Consider the following 18,975-nt stretch of genomic DNA (forward strand, 5'->3'; position numbering starts at 1 on the left):
CCCTACAGCAGCGGCAGCGCCCGGCGCGCCCGGGCCGCGTCGGCCGGGTCAATGTCCACCACCAGCAGGTCATCGCCGTAGCCGGCCTCCGCGAGGCGCTCGCCCGTCGGCGTGACCACAACCGAGTGCCCGATCCCCGTCGGCCCGCTCTTCTGCCCCGCCTTGGCCTGCCCACCGGGGCGGGCCTGGCAGGCCGCCGCGATGAAGATGCCGGCGTCGAGCGCCCGGGCCAAGGTGAGCACGCGCCACTGGTGCCGCTTGCCCTCGCCGTCGGCCCAGCTCGTGGGAACAACCACGACCTCGGCCCCACGGCGAGCGAGGTCCTTGAACTGCTCGGGGAAGCGGATGTCGTAGCAGGTGGCCACCCCCACCACCGTGCCTTCGTGCTCGAAGGTGACCAGCTCGCCGCCGGGCTTGACGGTGTCGGACTCGCGGTAGTCGTAGGCGTCGAAGGTGTGGATCTTGTCGTAGCCCTCGTGCAGCCCGCCGCCCGTGATCAGGACGGTGTTGTACACGCGGTTGCGCCCGTCGCGGGTGTCGGCCGGGCGGAACATGCCCGCCACGATGGTCACCCCCAGCTCGGCCGCGAGCTCGCGCAGCGCGGCGGCGAAGGGGCCGTCGAGGTCCTCCGCCTGGGTGTCCAACCTTCCGTTATCGAAGGCCTGCATGGTCGCCTCGGGGAGCACCACGAGGCTCGCCCCCGCCGCGGCCGCCTCCCGGATCTTGGGTGTGATCAGTTCGAGGTTCTTCTCCTTATCACCCGTGCTGTTCAATTGCAACAACGCGATCTTCATAGGGCCACGATATGTGGAAAACTTCTCTCCCACCACGAGTTGTCCACAGCCCCGGGGTCTCAGCCTTGCCGGCCGGGCCGCACGCGCGCACCCTGTGCGCATGGGTTTCCTGCAGCTTTCCACCGCCACCGCCGACACCGCCCGCACGTGCCTGCCCGACTGGCCCGCTCCGCCGCGCGCCCACCTTTCGCCCGGCGCACTGTCCAGCGCGCTCGCCTCCGCGCAAGAAAAGTGGGCCCTGCTTATCGACGCCACCACCGCCGCCACCCACACCCACACCGACTCCCTCGCCGCCTTCGCCGAAGAGGCAGTGCGCCTGGACGGCCAGCTCGCAGACCGTCTCGGGGGCGCGCGATGACCACCTACGCGCCCCCTTTGAAGACGGCCGAGCTCACCGCGGGGGCAGACGCCCTGCGCTCCGCCGCCGCACAGCTTGTGGCCCGCTCCGCCGATGCTTCTCGCGCCGCCGAGCTGGTGGCGCGAACGGGCTTCGCCGGGCCCGCCGCCTCGGCCGGGCTGGACCGGCTGCGCGCCTTCGGCGAGGCGTTCCTCTCCCGCGCCGCGCTCTACCACCACGCCTCCCGGATTCTCGCCGAGGCCAGCTCCGCCCAGGACGCGCTGGACCAGCTGGCCCAGCTGGCCTACCACGCCCGGCGCGCCCAGGCCATCGAGTGGCTCAACATGATGGCGTGGTTGCTGGACACCGCGACCGCCTTCGCCGTCAACGTGCTCGCCCTCGACGGAACCCCGGCGCAGTTCGACGAGCTGGTTCACCGCCCTTTCGACGACCTGGAGGCGATCCACGCGGGCCACCTTTCCACCGTGCCCGCCTCCACCGCCCGAACGGTCACCGAGGCGGGCGGCCTCATCCTCGAGGCCGGTCCCGGGCGCACGAGCGTTCTGGTCGGCGATCACACCGACCCCGCCCGCGTAACCACCCTCGTGGCCGGCGTGTCAACGGGCCGGCCCGAGCAACTGGCCGGGGAGCTGGCCAAGGCCCGCCGCATTGCGGCGGCCACCGGCGGCGCCGTGGTGGTCTGGCAGGGCTACGTCCCGCCGCCGGACGTGCCGCGCGGGATCGACCCCTCCTCCGCCCGCCGCGGCGGGGAGTCCCTCGCCGCCTTCCAGCTCGCACTGGAGGAACGCTTCCCCGCGGCCCGCAAGAGCGTGGTGGCGCACAGCTACGGCACCGTCGTCGCCGCGCGCGCCGCCAGCGAGGCGGGGCTTTACGCCGATGACCTGTGGCTTTTGGGTTCGCCGGGCGTCCCCGTCGCCTCCGCCGCCGAGATGAAGCTTCTCGGGGATGCACCCGAGGTCTTCGTCGTCGACGCGGACGCGGACCCCATCGGCCTATTGCGTTTCGGCGACCGCGCGGTGCACGGCACCTCCCCGTCCCACCCCTCGTTCGGGGCCCGGGCCGTCGACGGCGTCGAGGGCGGGCACTCCGCCTACTTCGACGATCCCGATTTCCTCAGCGCCCTGACGAGCCTGCCGGGGCGGGGTTTCGACGTGTACGAATAGAAATAGCACTCGCTTATACGTCACGACCAAAGGAGAACCATGCCTAACAACCTCGCCAACCAGCTGGTGAACAAGCTCGAAGAACTCGGCGTGAAACGCATCTACGGCCTCGTGGGCGATTCCCTGAACCCGCTTTCCGACGCCGTGCGCACCCACGACATCGAATGGGTCCACGTGCGCAACGAGGAGGCCGCGGCCTTCGCTGCGGGCGCCGACTCCCTCGCCGCCGACGAGCTCGCCGTCTGCGCCGGCTCCTGCGGCCCCGGCAACACCCACTTCATCCAGGGCCTGTTCGAGTCGCACCGCAGCGGGGCGAAGGTGCTCGCCCTCGCCTCCCACATCCCCTCCCCCGAGATCGGCTCCTCCTTCTTCCAGGAAACGCACCCGCAGTACCTGTTCCAGGAATGCTCCTCCTACCTGGAGGTGGTCAACTCCGCTGACCAGGGCATGCGCGTGCTGCACAACGCGCTGCAAAACACCCTGGCGGGCAACGGCGTGTCCGTCATGGTCATCCCCGGCGACGTCTTCGAGGAGGAGGTCTCGGACGGGCCCACCACGGCCGATTCCACCTACGCCACGGGCGCGGACGCGCGCGTCTTCCCCGACCCCGGCGAAGCCGCCCGGCTGGTGGAAGCTATCAACGAGGCGGACACGGTGTGCATCTTCGCCGGCTACGGCGCCCGTAACGCCCGCGACGAACTGTTCGCCCTCGCCGACAAGGTCAAGGCTCCCGTGGGGCACTCCTTCCGCGGCAAGATGTTCATTGAGTACGACAACCCCTTCGACGTGGGCATGTCCGGCCTGCTCGGCTACGGGGCGTGCCACGAGGCGTCGATGAAGGCGGACCTTTTCCTCATGGTGGGCACCGACTTCCCGTACACGGACTGGCTGCCCCACGAGAACGTGGCGCAGATTGACATCAACGCGGCCCACATCGGACGCCGCACCCCGGTTGCCTACCCCGTCGTGGGTGACGTCGCCAGCGTCATCGACAACATCCTGCCCCACGTGGAGGAGAAGAAGGACCGCTCCTTCCTGGACTCCATGCTCACGCGCCACCACGAGCTCCTCGAGGACGTGGTGGACAAGTACACCTCCAAGGCCGGCGAGTCCCGCACCCCCATCCACCCCGAGCTCGCCGCCTCGGTGCTCGACGAGCTTGCCGACGACGACGCCTTCTTCACCGTCGACACCGGCATGTGCAACGTGTGGTCCTCGCGCTACCTCACCCCGAACGGCAAGCGCGGCGAGTCCGCGTCCTTCCTCCACGGCACGATGGCCAACGCCCTGCCCCAGGCAATCGGTATTCAGGCGGCGTTCCCCGAGCGCCAGGTGATCTCCTGGTCGGGCGACGGCGGCCTGGGCATGCTGCTCGGTGAGCTGCTCACCGTCAGGCTGCACAACCTGCCCATCAAGACGGTGGTGTTCAACAACTCCTCGCTCGGCATGGTGAAGCTGGAGATGCTCGTCGCCGGCTTCCCGGATCACGAAACCGACCACGAGCAGGTGAACTTCGCCGCGATCGCCGAGGGCGTGGGCATTACGTCCTTCCGCATCGAAAAACCCGAGGACCTGCGGCCCACCCTGGAAAAGGCGCTTGCCCACGACGGGCCCGTGCTCGTCGACATCGTCACGGACCCGGATGCCCTGTCGCTGCCGCCCAACATCACGTGGGACATGATGACGGGCTTTACCACCGCGGGTGTGAAGACAGTGCTCGACGGCGGCGTCGGCCGCATGATCGACCTGGCGCGCGCCAACCTGCGCCACATCGACGCGGCCGCCTCGATTACCTTCAAGGACCGCAGTAACTAGTTCCCGGAGCGAGATTCGTACTCGACGATCGCCCGGTTCGCGGCCTCCTCGGCGGTGGCGAGCTCCTGGGCGGCGTCCGCGCCGCTGGCGATATTCGACAGCGCGAGCTGGTACTCGTTGCGCGCCGTGTTCAGCGCACCCGTGTGGCAGCCCGCGGTGACCACCGTCTCGGGCGTCTCGCGAAGCTGCTGCAGCAGGGTCTCCTGCCTACTGTTGAGCTCCTCCAGGCCCTCAAGCGCCCGCACGGTGGTGGGCAGGTAGCCCGTCTCCTGAAACAGCCGCTGCTGGACGTCATCGGACCCCATGAACTTCATGAACTCCCACGCGGCGTTCTGCACCTCCTCGGAGTGGCCCTCCCTGATGGCCCACAGGGAGTTTCCGCCGATCACGGCGCCGGCGTCCGCGGTCTCCCGCGGCCAGGGCGACAGCACGAACTCGAACTGGGCTGCCTCCTCCACGCCGCTGAGCGCCGCTGAGGTCACCAGCTGCATGGCCGCGTTGCCGGTCTGGAAGGCGCCGGTCGCCGCCTGCCCGTCGGCGCCGGGGTTGTGCAGCGCACCGGTTTCGTAGAACTCGCCGAAGCGCCCGAGCATCTCCACCAGTTCGTCGTTACTGATGTTGAACTCCGTGGCCGGCTCCGGGCCGACGCCGTTGTCCGGGGTGCACGTCTCGTTGCCGAGCGCGGAGTTGAAGATCTCCACGTACCACGCGTTGTGGTGGAACGTCGCGCCCGGCACCCCGGTGGCGGCGTGGATCTTCTCCACCGCGTCGACCAGTCCGGTCACAGTCTGCAGTTCCTCGAGCGCCACCCCCGCTTCGTCGAGAAGCTCCTTGTTCACGAAGACGGTCGGCTGGGACACCATCGCCGGCATCGAGTGAATCTGCCCGTCGACGGTGTAGTAGCTGCGCACGGCCGGGAGCAGGTTGTCGAAGTCGTAGCTGCCGGAGCGCTCCGAGAGCTCCTCGACAGGCACGGCCAGGTCCGCGTCGATGAGGTAGGACACCTGCGCCTCGTTCGCCTGGTACAGCGCAGGCAGGTCGCCAGTTTGCACCGAGGAAATAAACTTGGCAATCGAGTCCGCGTAGTTGCCCTGGTACAGCGGTACGATCTCGATCTCGCCCTCGTTGTCGGCGTTGAACTCATCCACGAGCGACTGCAACGTGGTGCCCGCCTGGCCAGCGGTGGAATGCCAGAACTCGATCTGGATCTCGCCGTCGCCTGTTGCCTGCGCGCCCTCCTCCTCGGCGCACGCCACGAGGGACATTCCGAGGGCCGCCGCCGACAGCACTGCCGCCATCTTCTTCGCCATGTTCAACTCGCTTTCTCCTGGGGTCCTGCAACATACACAGCGTGTGGGAACGTTCCCAACCGTAGGAGCGTGAGGTTACAATCGCGCCAACCGCGCTGAAACGTCAGCGAAACTTCTGCTAAACCACGCCGTTTTCCGCAAGCGCCCCCAGGAGCGAGCGCCACAGCTGCTGGTACGCGGCCGAATCCCAGTGCGCCATGATGTTGCCGTGGATCCCGCCCACCACAACGTGCAGGCGGGCCCACACGCCGGCATCAACAAGGGCGTTGACGTAGCGGACGTCCTCGTCGAAGAACAGATCCTGGGACCCGACCGACACGAAAGCGGGAGGCAACCCGGAGAAGTCCTCGCGCCGGGCCGGAACCGAGTACTCGCGCTTGGGCCCGCGCCCGGGGCACGAGCGCAGGTACGCGCTCCAGCCGACGTGGTTGTTCAGCTTGTTCCACGCAAAAACGCCGCGGCCCGGGGTCGCGCGCAGCTGGGTCCTGTCGTCGAGCATGGGGTGGATGAGGATCTGGAACAGGGGCGCCCGGCCTGTGTCCGTCAGCACCTGGGCCAGCGCCGCCGCCAGCCCGCCCCCGGCGCTCGTGCCCCCGACGACGACGCGGCTGTAGCCACGTTCGGCGAGGAACTCGTACCACCCCACCGCGTCGTCGAGGGCCGCCGGGAAAGGCGCCTGCCCCGCCAACCGGTACCCGGCGGCAAGAACCGGCACCTGAAGGTCGCGCGCCAGCTGGCCGCACAGGCGATCGTTGGAGGCGGGCGAGCCCATCACGAAGCCGCCGCCGTGAAACCACAGCACCGCGGTGTCGCCTGCGCCCCCCTCGGGCACGTGCAGGCGCGCCGGCGTGTGCCGCGCGAGCTCCTCCGTGCACACCCCGGCAATGAGCGCGCCCCCGTCCGCGTCGCCCCCGCGAGGGGGATCCATCGCTGCCCGCAGGACGTCGATGTTGCGCCGCAGCCGGGGCACGTACAGCCCAGCAGACCTAATACCCTTATCCACTGCCAGAAGGTAGCGGAGCCGGCAAAGAGCCGCAGCGCTCGCGGCACCCACCAATCCGGCCACCATCGCCGCCTTGTTCATATCTCTGCCTGCTCCTCTGCATCGTATTCGCGGTAACGTTCCCAGAGTAGAACGGCTCCGGCCCGCGTGCTGTCCACCGGTGTACTCTTTGCCTGAACGCCCGCTTCGCGCTCAAGGGAACCCGATGCCACACAAACGACCCACCATCCTCGACGTAGCCCGAGCCGCTGGCGTCTCCAAATCCACGGTTTCGCGCGTTATTCAGAAGGACCCGCGCGTGTCGGACCAGGCCAGCCGCGCCGTGCGCGAGGCCATGCGCGAGCTCAACTACGTCCCCATCGCGGCCGCCCAGGACCTCCGGATGCCGGACGCGAACAGCATCGGCCTGCTCCTGCGCAACGTCGACACCCCGATTTACGCCCAGCTGAACTACCACCTACATAGGTACTTCCGGTCCCACGGCTACGCGGTAGTGCAGGAGACGGCCGTCGGAAAGCACCCCGTAGATGAGGAAACGTCCCAGCTCGCGCACATCCGCGGGCTGCGCGTCAGCGGCATCGTCGTAGCCTCCGGCACGATTCCTTCCGAAGCACTGGCCTCCCACGCCTCACAGGTGCCGCTCATCGTCGTCGGGCGCCCGGAGACGGACCAGAGCCTGCACAACGTGGCCTACGACCAGCACGCCAACGGCAGGCTGATCATCGAGCACCTCTACGAGCGCGGCCACCGCGGTATCGTCATCCAGACCATCTCGCCGCAGGCGTCTTTGGGCAGCGCGACTCGCGCGGCGGCAGCCGTCGAACGCGCCCGCGAGCTGGGCATGGACGTCACCGAGTTCGACGTCACCGGCGGGGTGGACTACGAGGATTTGATCAACCGGGTGATCCGGGTCGGCCACGCCTCGGCCGTGTGCTGCCTGTACGATCGCCTGGCGCTGTCGCTGTGGACGCAGTTCGAGGCCAACGGCCTGCGGATCCCGGAGGATATCTCCATCATCGGCTCCGACGGCGTCATGGACGGCCTAAGCTTCATCGGCCTGTCCACGCTGCGCCAGCCGGTCGAAAGGGTCTCGGAGCTCACCGCGGAAGCCATGATGGCGTTCATCCGCGAGGGCGAGCCGGATAAGCCCCTGCGCCACCTGCTTCCGGGGTGGATCCTGCCGGGGCGCACCGTGGCCACCTTGCCCGCCTAGCTGGGGTTGCGGCGGCGCCGGTAGGCGGGCTCCCACGCGACGACGGCGGTCGAGCGCGGCACATGCACCAGTTCCCCGCCCCGGCGCGACCCGGCGCTGAGGCGCTGGCGCAGCTCCTCGTTTCTGGCCCGCTCCCGCTCCAGCTCGCTTTGCAGCTCGTCGATCTGGGTGGTCAGCTCGATGATCGTTTTTATGCCGGCGAGGTTGACCCCTTCCTCCTGGGAGAGGTGCTGGATGCGCCGCAGCAGCGTAATGTCGCGCCGCGAGTAGCGCCTGCCCCCGCCGGAGGTACGGGCGGGGGTGACCAGGCCCATCCGGTCGTAGGTGCGCAGCGTCTGGGCGTGCATGCCCGTCAGTTCGGCGGCGACGGAGATGACGTAGTATTCCTCAGCCATCGCTCACCTCCTATTCCGCTCCGGCCCACCCGGCGCGCGGGTCGAAGCCGGAGTCCTTTTCCGCTTGGGCGTAGGCTCGCAGCGCGCTCGTCGCGGCGGGGTCGAGCGTGCCGGGCACCGTGACCTGCACCGTGACCAGCAGGTCACCCGCGTCGCCGGAGCGCTTGGGCACGCCGCGCCCCTTGACGCGCAGCGTCCGCCCGTTCGGCGTGCCCGCCGGCACCTTCACCCTGACTTTGTTGTCCAGGGTGGGAACGGTCACCGTCCCGCCGAGCGCGAGTTCACCGAAGCTGACGGGGACGGTGATTTCGATGTCATCGCCCGAGCGGGTAAACACCTTGTCCGGGCGCACCTTCACGTTGACGAAGAGGTCGCCGGCGGGCGTTCCGTTCGGCCCCGCCTCGCCCTGACCGGCGAGGCGGACCTTTTGGCCGTCGACCACCCCGGCGGGGATGCGCACCGTGATGGAGCGGGTCCGGCGCACCGTCCCCGTTCCGTCACAGGTGGCGCAGGGGTCCTCAATGAACGTGCCGGTGCCGTCACACTGGGAGCACGGGCGCGCCATGCCGAAGCTGCCGTTGGATTCGCGGATGAAACCGGTGCCGGAGCACAGGTCGCAGGTGGTGATGCGGCCGGATTTCGAGCCGGAGCCGTGGCACACGGTGCAGGGCGCGTCGCCGGTGAGCTCCAGCGGGATCGTCGTTCCCTTTGCGGCCTCGCGGAAGTCGAGGGTTATGTCCGTTTCGACGTCCGCCCCGCGCGACGGCCGAGCGTTCCGGCCAGAACCGCCGCCGCGGTTAAAGAAGCCACCGAAGAGATCACCAAGGCCGCCGTCTGAAGCTTGTCCACCAGAGGCGCCTCCGAAGATGTCGGAGATGTCGAAGTCGCTCTGCGGCGAGCGAAACCCGCCGGGAAAGCCCGGGCCCCCTCCCCCTCCGAAGCGGCCGAAGCCCCCGGAGTTCATCATGGATTTGAGCTCGTCGTACTCCTTGCGCTTGGTTTCGTCGCCGAGGACGTCGTAGGCCTCGGCGACGCGCTTGAACTTCTCCTCGGCGGTTTTATTGCCGGGGTTGGAATCCGGATGGTTTTCGCGCGCGAGCTTGCGGTAGGCCTTCTTGATGTCCGCGGCGCTTGCCTTAGAGGAGACGCCGAGGTCGCCGTAATAGTCCTTATTCGCCCATTCCTGCTGCATGGCCATCTGTTTCACCCCTCCTTCCACTCGGGCGTGTGATTGTTTGTTGTTCTATTAAAAAACGCCGGGGAAAGACCCGCCCGGTGGGACGTGGCGCGGTCTTTCTTCCCCGGCGCAGCTGCCTGACGGCGCGCGTGCTAGCTATCGGCGCTGGTTTCAGGGTCAGCGATGATGACCATCGCGTTGCGCACCAGGCGCTCGCCTACGCGGTAGCCCTTGCGCAGGACGGTGCCCACGACCTTGTTCTCGCCGGTGGACAGGTCCTGCACGGCCTCGTGCACCTCCGGGTCGAAGGCGTCGCCCTCGGCGCCGAAGGCGGTGAGGTCTTGGGCCTCGGCGAGGGAGCGGAACTTGTCCGCGAAGGCCTTCAGCGGGCCCTCGTTGAGGTCGCCGTGCTGTTCGGCGAGCTCGAGGTCGTCGAGCAGCGGCAGCAGCTGCGTCAGCACGGAGGCCCTTGCTTGCTCCGCCACTTGGGCGCGCTCGCGCTCGGTGCGGCGGCGGTAGTTGGTGTACTCCGCGCTCAGGCGCTGCAGGTCCTCGGTGCGCTCGGCGAGCTGCATCTCGGCGTCGCTGACCGTGCCGTCCCCGTCAGCGTCGGCGTCGACCTCCTCGGAGACCACGTCGCCGAGGTCTTCCTCGGCCGCGACCGAGAGGGGGTCCTCGTCGGCCTCGAGGGCCTCAGTTTCAGCGGCCTCCTCCGCCAGGGATTCCGCCTGGTCGGGGGAAACGTACTGCTCGTCGTTGTTGTCCGGATCGCCCGGGTCGGTGGGCATCTGCGGGTTGGGATTGGACATGAGCGGGCCTCCTTACTTGTTCTCGGTGCCGTTGTCGTCGTCCTCGACGACCTCGGCATCGACCACGTTGTCGTCCTCGGTGGGCACGTCGGCCTGGGTGGCACCGGAGTTAGCCTCGGCCTCGTAGAGGGCCTTGCCCAGCTCCTGGGACTCGGTGGTCAGCTTTTCGACGGCGGACTTGATCGCGTCCAGGTCTTCGCCCTTCAGAGCCTCGTCCACGGCATCGGCAGCCGCGCCGACGCGGGTCTTCAGGTCCTCCGGCAGCTTGTCGGAGTTGTCGTCCATGAACTTGCGCGTCTGGTATGCCATCGACTCCGCGTTGTTGCGGGTCTCCTGCTCCTCGCGGCGCTTGCGGTCCTCGTCGGCGTGCTGCTCCGCGTCCTTGATCATGCGGTCGATCTCCTCCTGGGACAGGCCGGAGCCTTCCTGGATCTTGATCGTGTTCTCCTTGCCGGTGGCCTTGTCCTTGGCCGAGACGGAGACGATGCCGTTTGCGTCGATGTCGAAGGTGACCTCGATCTGCGGCACGCCGCGCGGGGCGGGGGCGATTCCGGCCAGCTCGAAGGAGCCGAGCAGCTTGTTGGCCGACGCCATCTCGCGCTCGCCCTGGAAGACCTGGATCTGCACGGAGGGCTGGTTGTCCTCGGCCGTGGTGAAGGTCTCGGAGCGCTTCGTCGGAATGGTGGTGTTGCGCTCGATGAGCTTCGTCATCACTCCGCCCTTGGTTTCGATGCCGAGGGAGAGGGGGGTGACGTCGAGAAGCAGCACGTCCTTGACGTCGCCTCGCAGCACGCCGGCCTGGAGGGCGGCGCCGAGGGCGACCACCTCGTCGGGGTTGACGCCCTTGTTCGGCTCCTTGCCGCCGGTGAGCTCCTTGACCAGGTCGGTCACGGCGGGCATGCGGGTGGAGCCGCCAACGAGCACGACCTGGTTGATGTCGCCGACGGAGAGCCCGGCGTCCTTGATCACCTGGTGGAACGGCGCCTTGGTGCGGTCCAAAAGGTCGGAGGTGATCTTCTGGAACTCGGTGCGCGTCAGCGTCTCGTCGAGGAAGAGCGGGTTCTTCTCGGCGTCGACGGTGATGTAGGGCAGGTTGATGGAGGCCTGCTGCGCGGAGGAGAGCTCGATCTTCGCCTTCTCTGCCGCCTCACGCAGGCGCTGCAGCGCCATCTTGTCCTTGGTCAGGTCGATGCCGTTCTGCGCCTTGAATTTATCCGCCAGCCAGTCGACGATGCGCTGGTCCCAGTCGTCGCCGCCGAGCTCGTTGTCGCCGGCGGTGGCGAGGACCTCGACGACGCCGTCGCCGATTTCAAGCAGGGAGACGTCGAAGGTGCCGCCGCCCAGGTCGAACACGAGGATGGTCTGCTCGGTGTCGGCCTTTTCCAGGCCGTAGGCGAGCGCCGCCGCGGTCGGCTCGTTGACGATGCGCAGGACGTTCAGGCCCGCGATCTGGCCGGCCTCCTTGGTGGCCTGGCGCTGCGCGTCCTCGAAGTAGGCGGGGACGGTAATGACGGCATCGGTGACCTCGTCGCCGAGGTAGGATTCGGCGTCGCGCTTCAGCTTCATCAGCGTGCGCGCCGAGATCTCCTGCGGGGTGTAGTTCTTGCCGTCGATATCAACGGTCCAGTCCTCGCCCATGTGGCGCTTGACGGAGCGGATGGTGCGGTCGACGTTGGTGACAGCCTGGTTCTTGGCCGACTGGCCGACGAGCACCTCGCCGTTCTTGGCAAACGCGACGACGGACGGGGTTGTGCGGGAACCCTCCGCGTTCGCGATCACCACGGGGTCCCCGCCCTCGAGGACGGAGACGACGGAGTTCGTCGTACCGAGGTCAATACCTACTGCACGTGCCATGTGTGATTCCTCCTGTTGAAGACGTGTTCACTTAACGTTGATTGCCCGTGGCTCAACTTCCGGCAGCCAGTGTACACCCGGCACCGGACACCTTGAGTCCGTCGCACTCAATGTCTACAACGGCACCCTACCCAAAGTTGTTCCCACCCGACTCAAGTTTTTTCGGCGGACCGTGCTGACCTGCCCTCATGCACGCAAAAACCGCCCCTCCCCGCGACGGGGTGGGGCGGCCGCGGCCCGCACTAACTGGAGAGCTGAGCAACGAAGGGGCGCAGCGCGAAGCTGATGCCCACCAAGGCGAGGATCCCGGCCACGAGCCCGGCGACGCCGATCCCCGCCGCCTGGCTCGAGGTCAGCGCGCTACCCGGCAGGATTGAGCTGCTGGACTCCTTCCGGTCCGCGCACGCGTCGAACGCCTTGCCGTAGCTGAGGATGGGCGCACCGAACTCCGGCGCGTAGGTCGTGGCCGCTGTGAGGACCCGATCGCGCAGCTTCTCGGTGTCGCCGCCCAGCAGGACCCCGCCGATCGTGCCGGCGAGCGCGTCCGCGAGGCTCACGCCGTAAGTGACGCCACCATCCTTGCGCGCCTGCTCCGGCGTCATCGTGATCACCGGCTCGGGGACGACGGGCTTTTTCGAAGCGTTGATAAAGCCCACCATCTCCCAGTACTTGTCCTTCTGGCCCCCGAGCGCAAGTGCGGTCTGCGCGTTCGAGATCCTGAGGTCGGCGGGCACCGGCAAATCCGAGGCGCGCTTGACATCCTCACGCGTGCCGTAATCCCACACGATCTTCGCGTCCGCGCGGGGTTTTTCCCCGGTAAAACTCTCGCGGGTCTCCTCGGCGAGGCGGAGGAACAGAGCGCGGTAGGCGTCGTTGACGCGCTTTTGGTCCTGCTCGGTGAACGTGATCGTGCAGGTACCGGTCGTCTGGTCGTAGGTCGTGGAGTACGCCTGCGCCTGCGGCGCGGCGATCCCGGAGAAAACGAGTGAGGCCGCAACGGCGGGTGCGGCGAGGCGGGCGAGAGACACGCTTAATCCTTTCCTTGCAGAAACTTGTGCGAAAACTCTAACCCGCCGCGCACGCCGCCGCATGCTTTTCGACGCCCAATTGTGCGCCTGCACCAAAAGAAGCTAGAACAGCCCCGTCTCCTTCTCCGCATAGGAGACGAGCAGGTTCTTCGTCTCCTGGTAGTGGCTGAGCATCATGAGGTGGTTCTCGCGCCCCAGGCCGGACTGCTTGTACCCACCGAACGCCGCGTGGGCTGGGTAGGTGTGGTAGTGGTTCACCCACACGCGCCCCGCCTTGATCGCGCGCCCCGCCCGGTAGGCGGTGGTGCCGTTGCGGGACCACACCCCGGCGCCGAGGCCGTAGATGGTGTCGTTGGCGATGCGGATGGCCTCGTCGAAGTCCTTGAACGTGGCCACGGACAGCACGGGCCCGAAGATCTCCTCCTGGAAGATCCGCATCTCGTTGGACCCCTTGAACACGGTCGGCTCAATGTAGAAGCCGCCGTCGAGGCCTTCGATGGTGTTGACGTTTCCACCAGTCAGGGTCTGCGCCCCCTCCTGCGGGCCGAGCTCGAGGTAGCTGGTGATCTTGTCCATCTGCTCCTGGGATGCCTGGGCACCCATCATGACGTCGGTGTCGAGGGGGTTGCCCACCTTGATCTTCTTCACCCGCTCCACGCCGAGGGCGAGGAACTCGTCCGCGATGGACTCGTGGACCAGGGCGCGCGAGGGGCAGGTGCACACCTCGCCCTGGTTTAGCGCGAACATCGCGAAGCCCTCGACGGCCTTGGCACGAAAGTCGTCGTCTTTGTCTAAGACGTCGGCGAAGAAGATGGACGGGGACTTGCCGCCCAGCTCGAGCGTGACGGGGATGATCTTGTCCGCGGTTGCCTTGTTGATGATCCTGCCCACCTCAGTCGACCCGGTGAAGGCGACCTTGGCCACGCGGTCGGAGCCGGACAGCGCCGCTCCCGCCTCGTCGCCGAAGCCGTTGACCACGTTGATCACCCCCGCGGGCAGGAGGTCTCCGATGATCTCCATGAGGTAGAGGATGGACGCGGGCGTCTGCTCCGCCGGCTTGAGCACGACGGCGTTGCCCGCCGCGAGCGCCGGGGCGAGCTTCCAGGCCGCCATGAGGATCGGGAAGTTCCAGGGGATGATCTGGCCGACGACGCCCAGCGGCTCGTTGAAGTGGTAGGCCACGGTGTCCTCGTCGATCTGCGAGAGCCTGCCCTCCTGGGCGCGGAGCGCGCCCGCGAAGTAGCGGAAGTGGTCGGCGGCCAGCGGAATGTCGGCGGCGAGGGTCTCGCGCACGGGCTTGCCGTTCTCCCAGGTCTCCGCGACGGCGAGCTCCTCGAGGTGCTCCTCGATCCGGTCGGCGATGCGCAGCAGGAGCAGTGCGCGCTGCGCGGGCGGTGTCGCCCCGAAGGCGGGCGCGGCGGCGTGGGCGGCGTCGAGGGCCTTCTCGATGTCCTCGGCCCTGCCCCGCGCGACCCGGCAGTAGACCTCGCCGGTGACGGGCGTGACGTTGTCGAAGTACTCGCCCCCGACAGGCGCGACCCAATCGCCGCCGATGTAGTTGTCGTACTGCTTGCGGAAGTTCACCTTCGAGCCCTCTGTCCCGGGCCTGGCGTAGACGGTCATGGGATTCCCCTTTCGTAGCCGAAACTTATTACAGTGACCTAGGTTACATTGAGAATCCGACACGCACCACGACACATACCCCCGCCCCGCGACCTGCCTTGCGGGCGACGGTCTGGCAAGATAAGGCATCGTGAATACCAAGGACAATCCCACCCCGCAGGAATCGGGCGGCTCGAAGCGCGGCGGCGAGCGCGCACTGAACCAGCCGAAAGACGTCAAGGACTTCGTCGGTGCCCTGGACACCCAGGTCGAAGAGACCGAAATGTTCCCCACCCCCGCGGACGCGGCTCAGCGCCTGTCGGGCCAGGAGATCGACCGCGGCGACGTCATCGCCGCCGACGGGCGCAACGCCGCCGCGTGGGCGCTGCGCTTCATCGTCATCATCGCCGCATTGGCCCTGCTGTTCTACCTGCTGCGCTACGTCTGGTTCGGGCTTTTGCCAGTGCTGCTCGGCCTCATCGTGTGCACCGTCCTCTGGCCCCCGGTGAGGGTGCTGCGCAAGGTCGGCCTGCCCGCCGCGCTGGCCGTTATTATCGTCATCCTCGTCGCCTTCGGCCTCCTCGCCGCGGTGGTCGCCGCGATGGCACCGATCGTGCAGCGCCAAGGCGGCGCTTTGATCTCCCAGGCCCAAGAGGGCATCAACCAAATCATCGGGTTCGCCGAGGACAACCTGGAGCTGGTGGAGGGCGACAGGATCCAAGAGGGAATACAGCAGCTGACCAACTTCGTGCAGGATCAGGCCTCCACGATCGCCTCGGGCGTCTTCAGCGGCCTCGGCGCGGTGGCCAGCATCGGCACCACCCTCGTGCTCACCCTGATTCTCACCTTCTTCTTCCTCAAGGACGGCGACCGCTTCCTGCCGTTTGTGCGCAAGTACACGGGCGTGCGCGCGGGCTGGCACCTCACTGAGGTGCTCATGCGCTCCTGGAACACCCTGGCCGGCTTCATCCGCACGCAGGCCATCGTCTCTGCCGTCGACGCCTTCTTCATCGGCCTCGGCCTCATCCTGCTGGGCGTGCCGCTGTGGCCGGTCCTGGCCGTTCTCACCTTCTTCGCCGGCTTCATCCCGATCATCGGTGCTTTCACCGCCGGCGCGCTCTCCGTCATCGTCGCGCTGGTTTCCAACGGCTTCACCAATGCCATCCTGGTGCTCATTCTCGTCGTCGCGGTCCAGCAGATCGAGGGCAACGTGCTGCAGCCGGTCCTGCAGTCGCGCGCCATGGGCCTGCACGCAGCAGTCGTGCTGCTCGCCGTGGCCCTCGGCGGCACTCTCTTCGGCATTATCGGCGCGTTCCTGGCCGTCCCGGTGGCCGCCGTCGCCGCGGTGTTCATCGGCTACTGGTCCGAGATGGTCTCGCTGCGCGCCGGGCACATCACGCCAGACGACATCAAGATAGTCACCCAACAGAGCCAAACCATGGATTCTCGCGAGGCCTTCCTGGCCATCCGCGACCGCATGCGCACCATCGGCCGCAGCCGCGGGCTCAAGCCCGATGCGGAAAACGCCGGCGAGGTCGGCTCCACGCGCGTGCCGGACCCGAAGGACACGCCCTCGAAGCAGTACGACCGGGAGATCCCGGGGAAGACCCGCGCCGTGGAGCAGCGCCCCGAAGCGGAGAAGGACGACGAGCGGGTCGACGAAGAGTAGCGTGGGCACCACCCGTACAACGAGACGAAAGAAAGGTGCACACATGACTGAGTTGAACGGCAAGAAGATCGCCATCATCGCCACGGACGGCTTCGAGGATTCCGAGCTCACCTCGCCGCGGGAGGCGGTCGAGGCCGCCGGGGCGACCACCGAGATTATCTCCACGGAGTCCGGGGAGATTACGGGCAAGAACGGCACCGCCGTGCGTGTCGACGTCACCTCCGCCGACGCCCAGGCCGGCGACTACGACGGGCTGATCCTGCCCGGAGGCACCGGTAACGCCGACGCGATCCGGCTGGACGCCGACGCGGTTTCCCTGGTGAAGAAGCTGCGCGAGGCCGACACCCCCGTGGCCGTTATTTGCCACGGCGGCTGGATCCTCACGGAGGCCGACGCCATCAAGGGCGTGACGCTCACGTCCTTCCCGTCCCTGAAGACGGACCTGTCGAACGCCGGCGCCACGTGGGTGGACGAGGAGGTCGTGGTCGACCAGGGCTTCGTGTCCTCCCGCACCCCGGACGACCTCCCGGCCTTTAACAAGGCGCTCGTGGAGGAGTTTGCCAAGTAGCGCTGACAGCGCTGTGCAGGTCCTCGGCGGCCGCCGCGAGGGCCTCGGGCCACGACAGGCCCGAGGACTCGTCGGCGCTGTCGGAGACCTGCTTCATTATTGTCAGGGGCACGCCGAACTCGCAGCAGACGGCGGCGAGCGCGTAACCCTCCATGTCCACGAGGTCGCTTTCGCGCGCAAGCTCCGCACGCAGGGCGGAGTCGTTGACGAAGGTATCGCCCGTGGCCAGGCGCGCTGCGGGCAAACCGCTCACCGCCGCGAGCGACAGGCGGCGCGGGTAGACGAAATCGGTCAGCCCCGGGATGTCCAGCGCTTTGTGGTCGTGCTTGAGCACGCTCGCAATCTCGTAGACCCCGCCCGCGATGTCCCGCAGGGCCCCCGCGGTGCCCACGTTGACCACTCGTTCTGGGGTGGGCCCCTGCGCGAGGCGCCGCGTTAGGCGGATCGCTGCGGGGAGCGTGCCAATGCCCGTGATGAGCACCTCGTGGCCGGTTCGCGCAGCAATGACGGCGGCTTCCTCCTTCATGGCCGCGACGACGAGGATGCTCACGGCTAGTGGCGGGCTTCGACGTTCTCCGTCAGGTCCACAGCGGTGCCGGTGCTGCCTTCCTTCTCGGCCGCGGCGCGGGAATTCTCCCGCACCTTGAACCACGCGTTGATCGCCAGGCCGACGCCGCCGACCAGGACGACGAGCTGCACGATCACGCGGAGGGTGTCGTCCACCTCGAGCGCGCGCAGCACGGTGCGCAGGTTGAGCGTGAGGATGAGCGTGCCCACGAGGCCGCCGAGCAGGACCGGGTTGAGGCGCGTGACCAGCCACGCGGCCAGCGGTGCGGCGATGACGCCGCCGACGAGCAGCGCGGCGACGGCCGCGAGATTGTCCACCAGGTCCTGCCACATCCCGAGGACGAAGCCGGCGGTGGCCGCCGCGGTGACGAAGAACTCGGCGGTGTTGACGGTGCCCACCACGCGGCGCGGCTCGTTGCGGCCCGCGGTCAGCAGGGTGGTTGTGGTCACCGGGCCCCAGCCGCCGCCACCGGTGGCGTCGATGAAGCCGCCGAAAAGGCCGAGGCCGCCGAGGAAGGGCTTCGAGTGCTGCTTGTACTCGGCGCGGCGGCGCTGGTTGAGCCGGATGGAGAAGCGCCAGATCAGGACACCGCCGAGGATGGCGAGGATCGTGGACATGATCGGCTGCGCCGCCTCGGTGGACAGGTTAGACAGGACGGTCGCGCCGGCGAAGGCGCCGATGGCGCCCGGAATGGCCAGGGGCGCGACGAGCTTCCAGTTCACGTTGCCGAAGCGCCAGTGGCTGATGCCGGAGACGAAGGTGGTGCCAAGCTCCGCGGTGTGCACCACAGCGGAGGCCTGAGCGGGCCCAAGGCCCGCGAGGAAGACGAGGAAGGTGGTGGAGGTGACGCCGAAGCCCATGCCGAGCCCGCCGTCGACGAGCTGGCCCGCCAAGCCGGCCAGCGCGATGAGGAGGAGTGTTACCCAACCGTTCATGATTTATGCCTTTGCGTGAGAGGGTGCGTGAGAGGGAGAGTGCGCCGCACGGTAGCGGGCGGCGACGATGGAGGCGAGATCCGCGCCAAGCGGAGCGGAGGTGGTACCGGGCCACATTCGAAAGACCCGGTCCAGCAGCAGCCCTTCTGCGACGAAGAGCGGCAGCAGGTGAGTATTCTCGCTGGCCACGGCTTCGATCCCGGCGGAGCCGACGAGCTCGCCGCAGCCGGTTGCGGGGACGGTGGTGACGGGGGTGCCAGCGCGCTGTTCGACGCGACAACCCAGCTCCACCGTCTTCTTCGCCGCCTTCTCGTTGGAGGTACCCACCGGATACAGGACGATGCGTGCGGCGCGGGGGGCGTCGTGAAGCGCGCGGGCGGCGAGGACCTCGGCGATGTCCTCGCCCTGGCCCAGGCCCTCCGCCGCGATGAGCTCGATGCCCGTCCCGGCGCGCGCCGCGTCGAGGGCGGCGGGCACGTCCACGGTGGCGTGGAAGGCTCGGGTGAACAGCAGCGGCACCACCACCGCCCGGCTGTGGCCCGCGGCGACGAGCTGGCGAGCCGCGCCGGTGAGGTCCGGGGTGTCGAACTCCAGGTGGGCCGCCACGGCGGCCACGCCGAGTTCGCGCCCGGCGGCGCGGGTGAGTTCCTCCACGCCGGCGCGCGCCCGTGGGTGGCGCGAGCCGTGGGAAAGGGTGATCAGCGCATCCATCGC

At 68.0% G+C, this 18,975-nt stretch carries 18 protein-coding genes; 6 read left to right on the forward strand and 12 right to left on the reverse strand.

What is annotated here, in order from left to right; all coding sequences use genetic code 11:
* Window positions 1-2: 2 nt before the first annotated feature.
* Window positions 3-794, reverse strand: coding sequence for a carbon-nitrogen hydrolase family protein (locus CAURIS_RS10075; RefSeq protein WP_290341923.1), 792 nt, complete (start codon window positions 792-794; stop codon window positions 3-5).
* Between the two features lie 100 nt (window positions 795-894).
* Between CAURIS_RS10075 and CAURIS_RS10080 the strand changes: the two genes are divergently transcribed.
* The 3 genes from CAURIS_RS10080 to CAURIS_RS10090 are packed head-to-tail and all read left to right on the forward strand — an operon-like array spanning window position 895 to window position 4,130.
* A complete protein-coding gene (locus tag CAURIS_RS10080; RefSeq protein WP_290341924.1) occupies window positions 895-1,152 on the forward strand; it encodes a hypothetical protein in 258 nt (85 codons plus the stop codon).
* A complete protein-coding gene (locus tag CAURIS_RS10085) occupies window positions 1,149-2,315 on the forward strand; it encodes an alpha/beta hydrolase (RefSeq protein WP_290341925.1) in 1,167 nt (388 codons plus the stop codon). The genes CAURIS_RS10080 and CAURIS_RS10085 overlap by 4 nt, the downstream gene beginning before the upstream one ends.
* Before the next feature lie 39 nt (window positions 2,316-2,354).
* On the forward strand, window positions 2,355-4,130 hold the full coding sequence (locus CAURIS_RS10090; RefSeq protein WP_290341927.1) for a pyruvate dehydrogenase: 1,776 nt from the start codon (window positions 2,355-2,357) through the stop codon (window positions 4,128-4,130).
* Here the strand turns inward: CAURIS_RS10090 and CAURIS_RS10095 are convergent.
* Window positions 4,127-5,440, reverse strand: a complete 1,314-nt coding sequence (locus CAURIS_RS10095) for an extracellular solute-binding protein (protein ID WP_290341928.1) — start codon at window positions 5,438-5,440, stop codon at window positions 4,127-4,129. The two genes, CAURIS_RS10090 and CAURIS_RS10095, sit on opposite strands and share 4 nt — an antisense overlap.
* Before the next feature lie 118 nt (window positions 5,441-5,558).
* A complete protein-coding gene (locus tag CAURIS_RS10100) occupies window positions 5,559-6,443 on the reverse strand; it encodes an alpha/beta hydrolase fold domain-containing protein (protein WP_290341929.1) in 885 nt (294 codons plus the stop codon).
* A 205-nt stretch (window positions 6,444-6,648) separates the two neighbouring features.
* Between CAURIS_RS10100 and CAURIS_RS10105 the strand changes: the two genes are divergently transcribed.
* Window positions 6,649-7,656 (forward strand): LacI family DNA-binding transcriptional regulator, encoded by a 1,008-nt coding sequence (locus tag CAURIS_RS10105; protein ID WP_290341930.1) that lies wholly within the window; start codon window positions 6,649-6,651, stop codon window positions 7,654-7,656.
* On the opposite strand, the gene CAURIS_RS10110 is transcribed toward CAURIS_RS10105, so the two are convergent.
* The 6 genes from CAURIS_RS10110 to exaC all read right to left on the reverse strand — a co-directional run bounded on the left by CAURIS_RS10110 (window position 7,653) and on the right by exaC (window position 14,542).
* On the reverse strand, window positions 7,653-8,051 hold the full coding sequence (locus tag CAURIS_RS10110) for a heat shock protein transcriptional repressor HspR (RefSeq protein WP_290341931.1): 399 nt from the start codon (window positions 8,049-8,051) through the stop codon (window positions 7,653-7,655). The two genes, CAURIS_RS10105 and CAURIS_RS10110, sit on opposite strands and share 4 nt — an antisense overlap.
* Window positions 8,052-8,061: 10 nt before the next feature.
* Window positions 8,062-9,249, reverse strand: coding sequence for a molecular chaperone DnaJ (gene dnaJ, locus CAURIS_RS10115; protein WP_290341932.1), 1,188 nt, complete (start codon window positions 9,247-9,249; stop codon window positions 8,062-8,064).
* 131 nt (window positions 9,250-9,380) lie between these two features.
* Window positions 9,381-10,037 (reverse strand): nucleotide exchange factor GrpE, encoded by a 657-nt coding sequence (grpE, locus tag CAURIS_RS10120; protein ID WP_290341934.1) that lies wholly within the window; start codon window positions 10,035-10,037, stop codon window positions 9,381-9,383.
* Between the two features lie 12 nt (window positions 10,038-10,049).
* Window positions 10,050-11,891, reverse strand: a complete 1,842-nt coding sequence (gene dnaK / locus CAURIS_RS10125; RefSeq protein ID WP_290341936.1) for a molecular chaperone DnaK — start codon at window positions 11,889-11,891, stop codon at window positions 10,050-10,052.
* Window positions 11,892-12,133: 242 nt separating this feature from the next.
* Window positions 12,134-12,919, reverse strand: a complete 786-nt coding sequence (locus CAURIS_RS10130; RefSeq protein WP_290341937.1) for a hypothetical protein — start codon at window positions 12,917-12,919, stop codon at window positions 12,134-12,136.
* Window positions 12,920-13,021: 102 nt separating this feature from the next.
* Complete coding sequence (exaC, locus tag CAURIS_RS10135; RefSeq protein ID WP_290341938.1) at window positions 13,022-14,542, reverse strand: acetaldehyde dehydrogenase ExaC; 1,521 nt, start codon at window positions 14,540-14,542, stop codon at window positions 13,022-13,024.
* Between the two features lie 262 nt (window positions 14,543-14,804).
* Between exaC and CAURIS_RS10140 the strand changes: the two genes are divergently transcribed.
* Window positions 14,805-16,190, forward strand: coding sequence for an AI-2E family transporter (locus CAURIS_RS10140; RefSeq protein ID WP_290343380.1), 1,386 nt, complete (start codon window positions 14,805-14,807; stop codon window positions 16,188-16,190).
* 43 nt (window positions 16,191-16,233) lie between these two features.
* Window positions 16,234-16,758 (forward strand): type 1 glutamine amidotransferase domain-containing protein, encoded by a 525-nt coding sequence (locus CAURIS_RS10145; protein ID WP_290341939.1) that lies wholly within the window; start codon window positions 16,234-16,236, stop codon window positions 16,756-16,758.
* Here CAURIS_RS10145 and CAURIS_RS10150 read toward each other — a convergent pair.
* The 3 genes from CAURIS_RS10150 to CAURIS_RS10160 are packed head-to-tail and all read right to left on the reverse strand — an operon-like array spanning window position 16,724 to window position 18,972.
* Entirely contained in the window at window positions 16,724-17,308 is a 585-nt protein-coding gene (locus tag CAURIS_RS10150; RefSeq protein ID WP_290341941.1) for a nucleosidase, read from the reverse strand. The two genes, CAURIS_RS10145 and CAURIS_RS10150, sit on opposite strands and share 35 nt — an antisense overlap.
* A 2-nt stretch (window positions 17,309-17,310) precedes the next feature.
* Window positions 17,311-18,261, reverse strand: a complete 951-nt coding sequence (locus CAURIS_RS10155; RefSeq protein WP_290341943.1) for a sulfite exporter TauE/SafE family protein — start codon at window positions 18,259-18,261, stop codon at window positions 17,311-17,313.
* A gap of 3 nt (window positions 18,262-18,264) precedes the next feature.
* Window positions 18,265-18,972: a sirohydrochlorin chelatase gene (locus CAURIS_RS10160; RefSeq protein ID WP_290341945.1), complete on the reverse strand. Its 708-nt coding sequence runs from the start codon at window positions 18,970-18,972 to the stop codon at window positions 18,265-18,267.
* Window positions 18,973-18,975 lie beyond the last annotated feature (3 nt).

It is taken from the genome of Corynebacterium auris (assembly GCF_030408575.1).
Classification (GTDB): domain Bacteria; phylum Actinomycetota; class Actinomycetes; order Mycobacteriales; family Mycobacteriaceae; genus Corynebacterium; species Corynebacterium auris.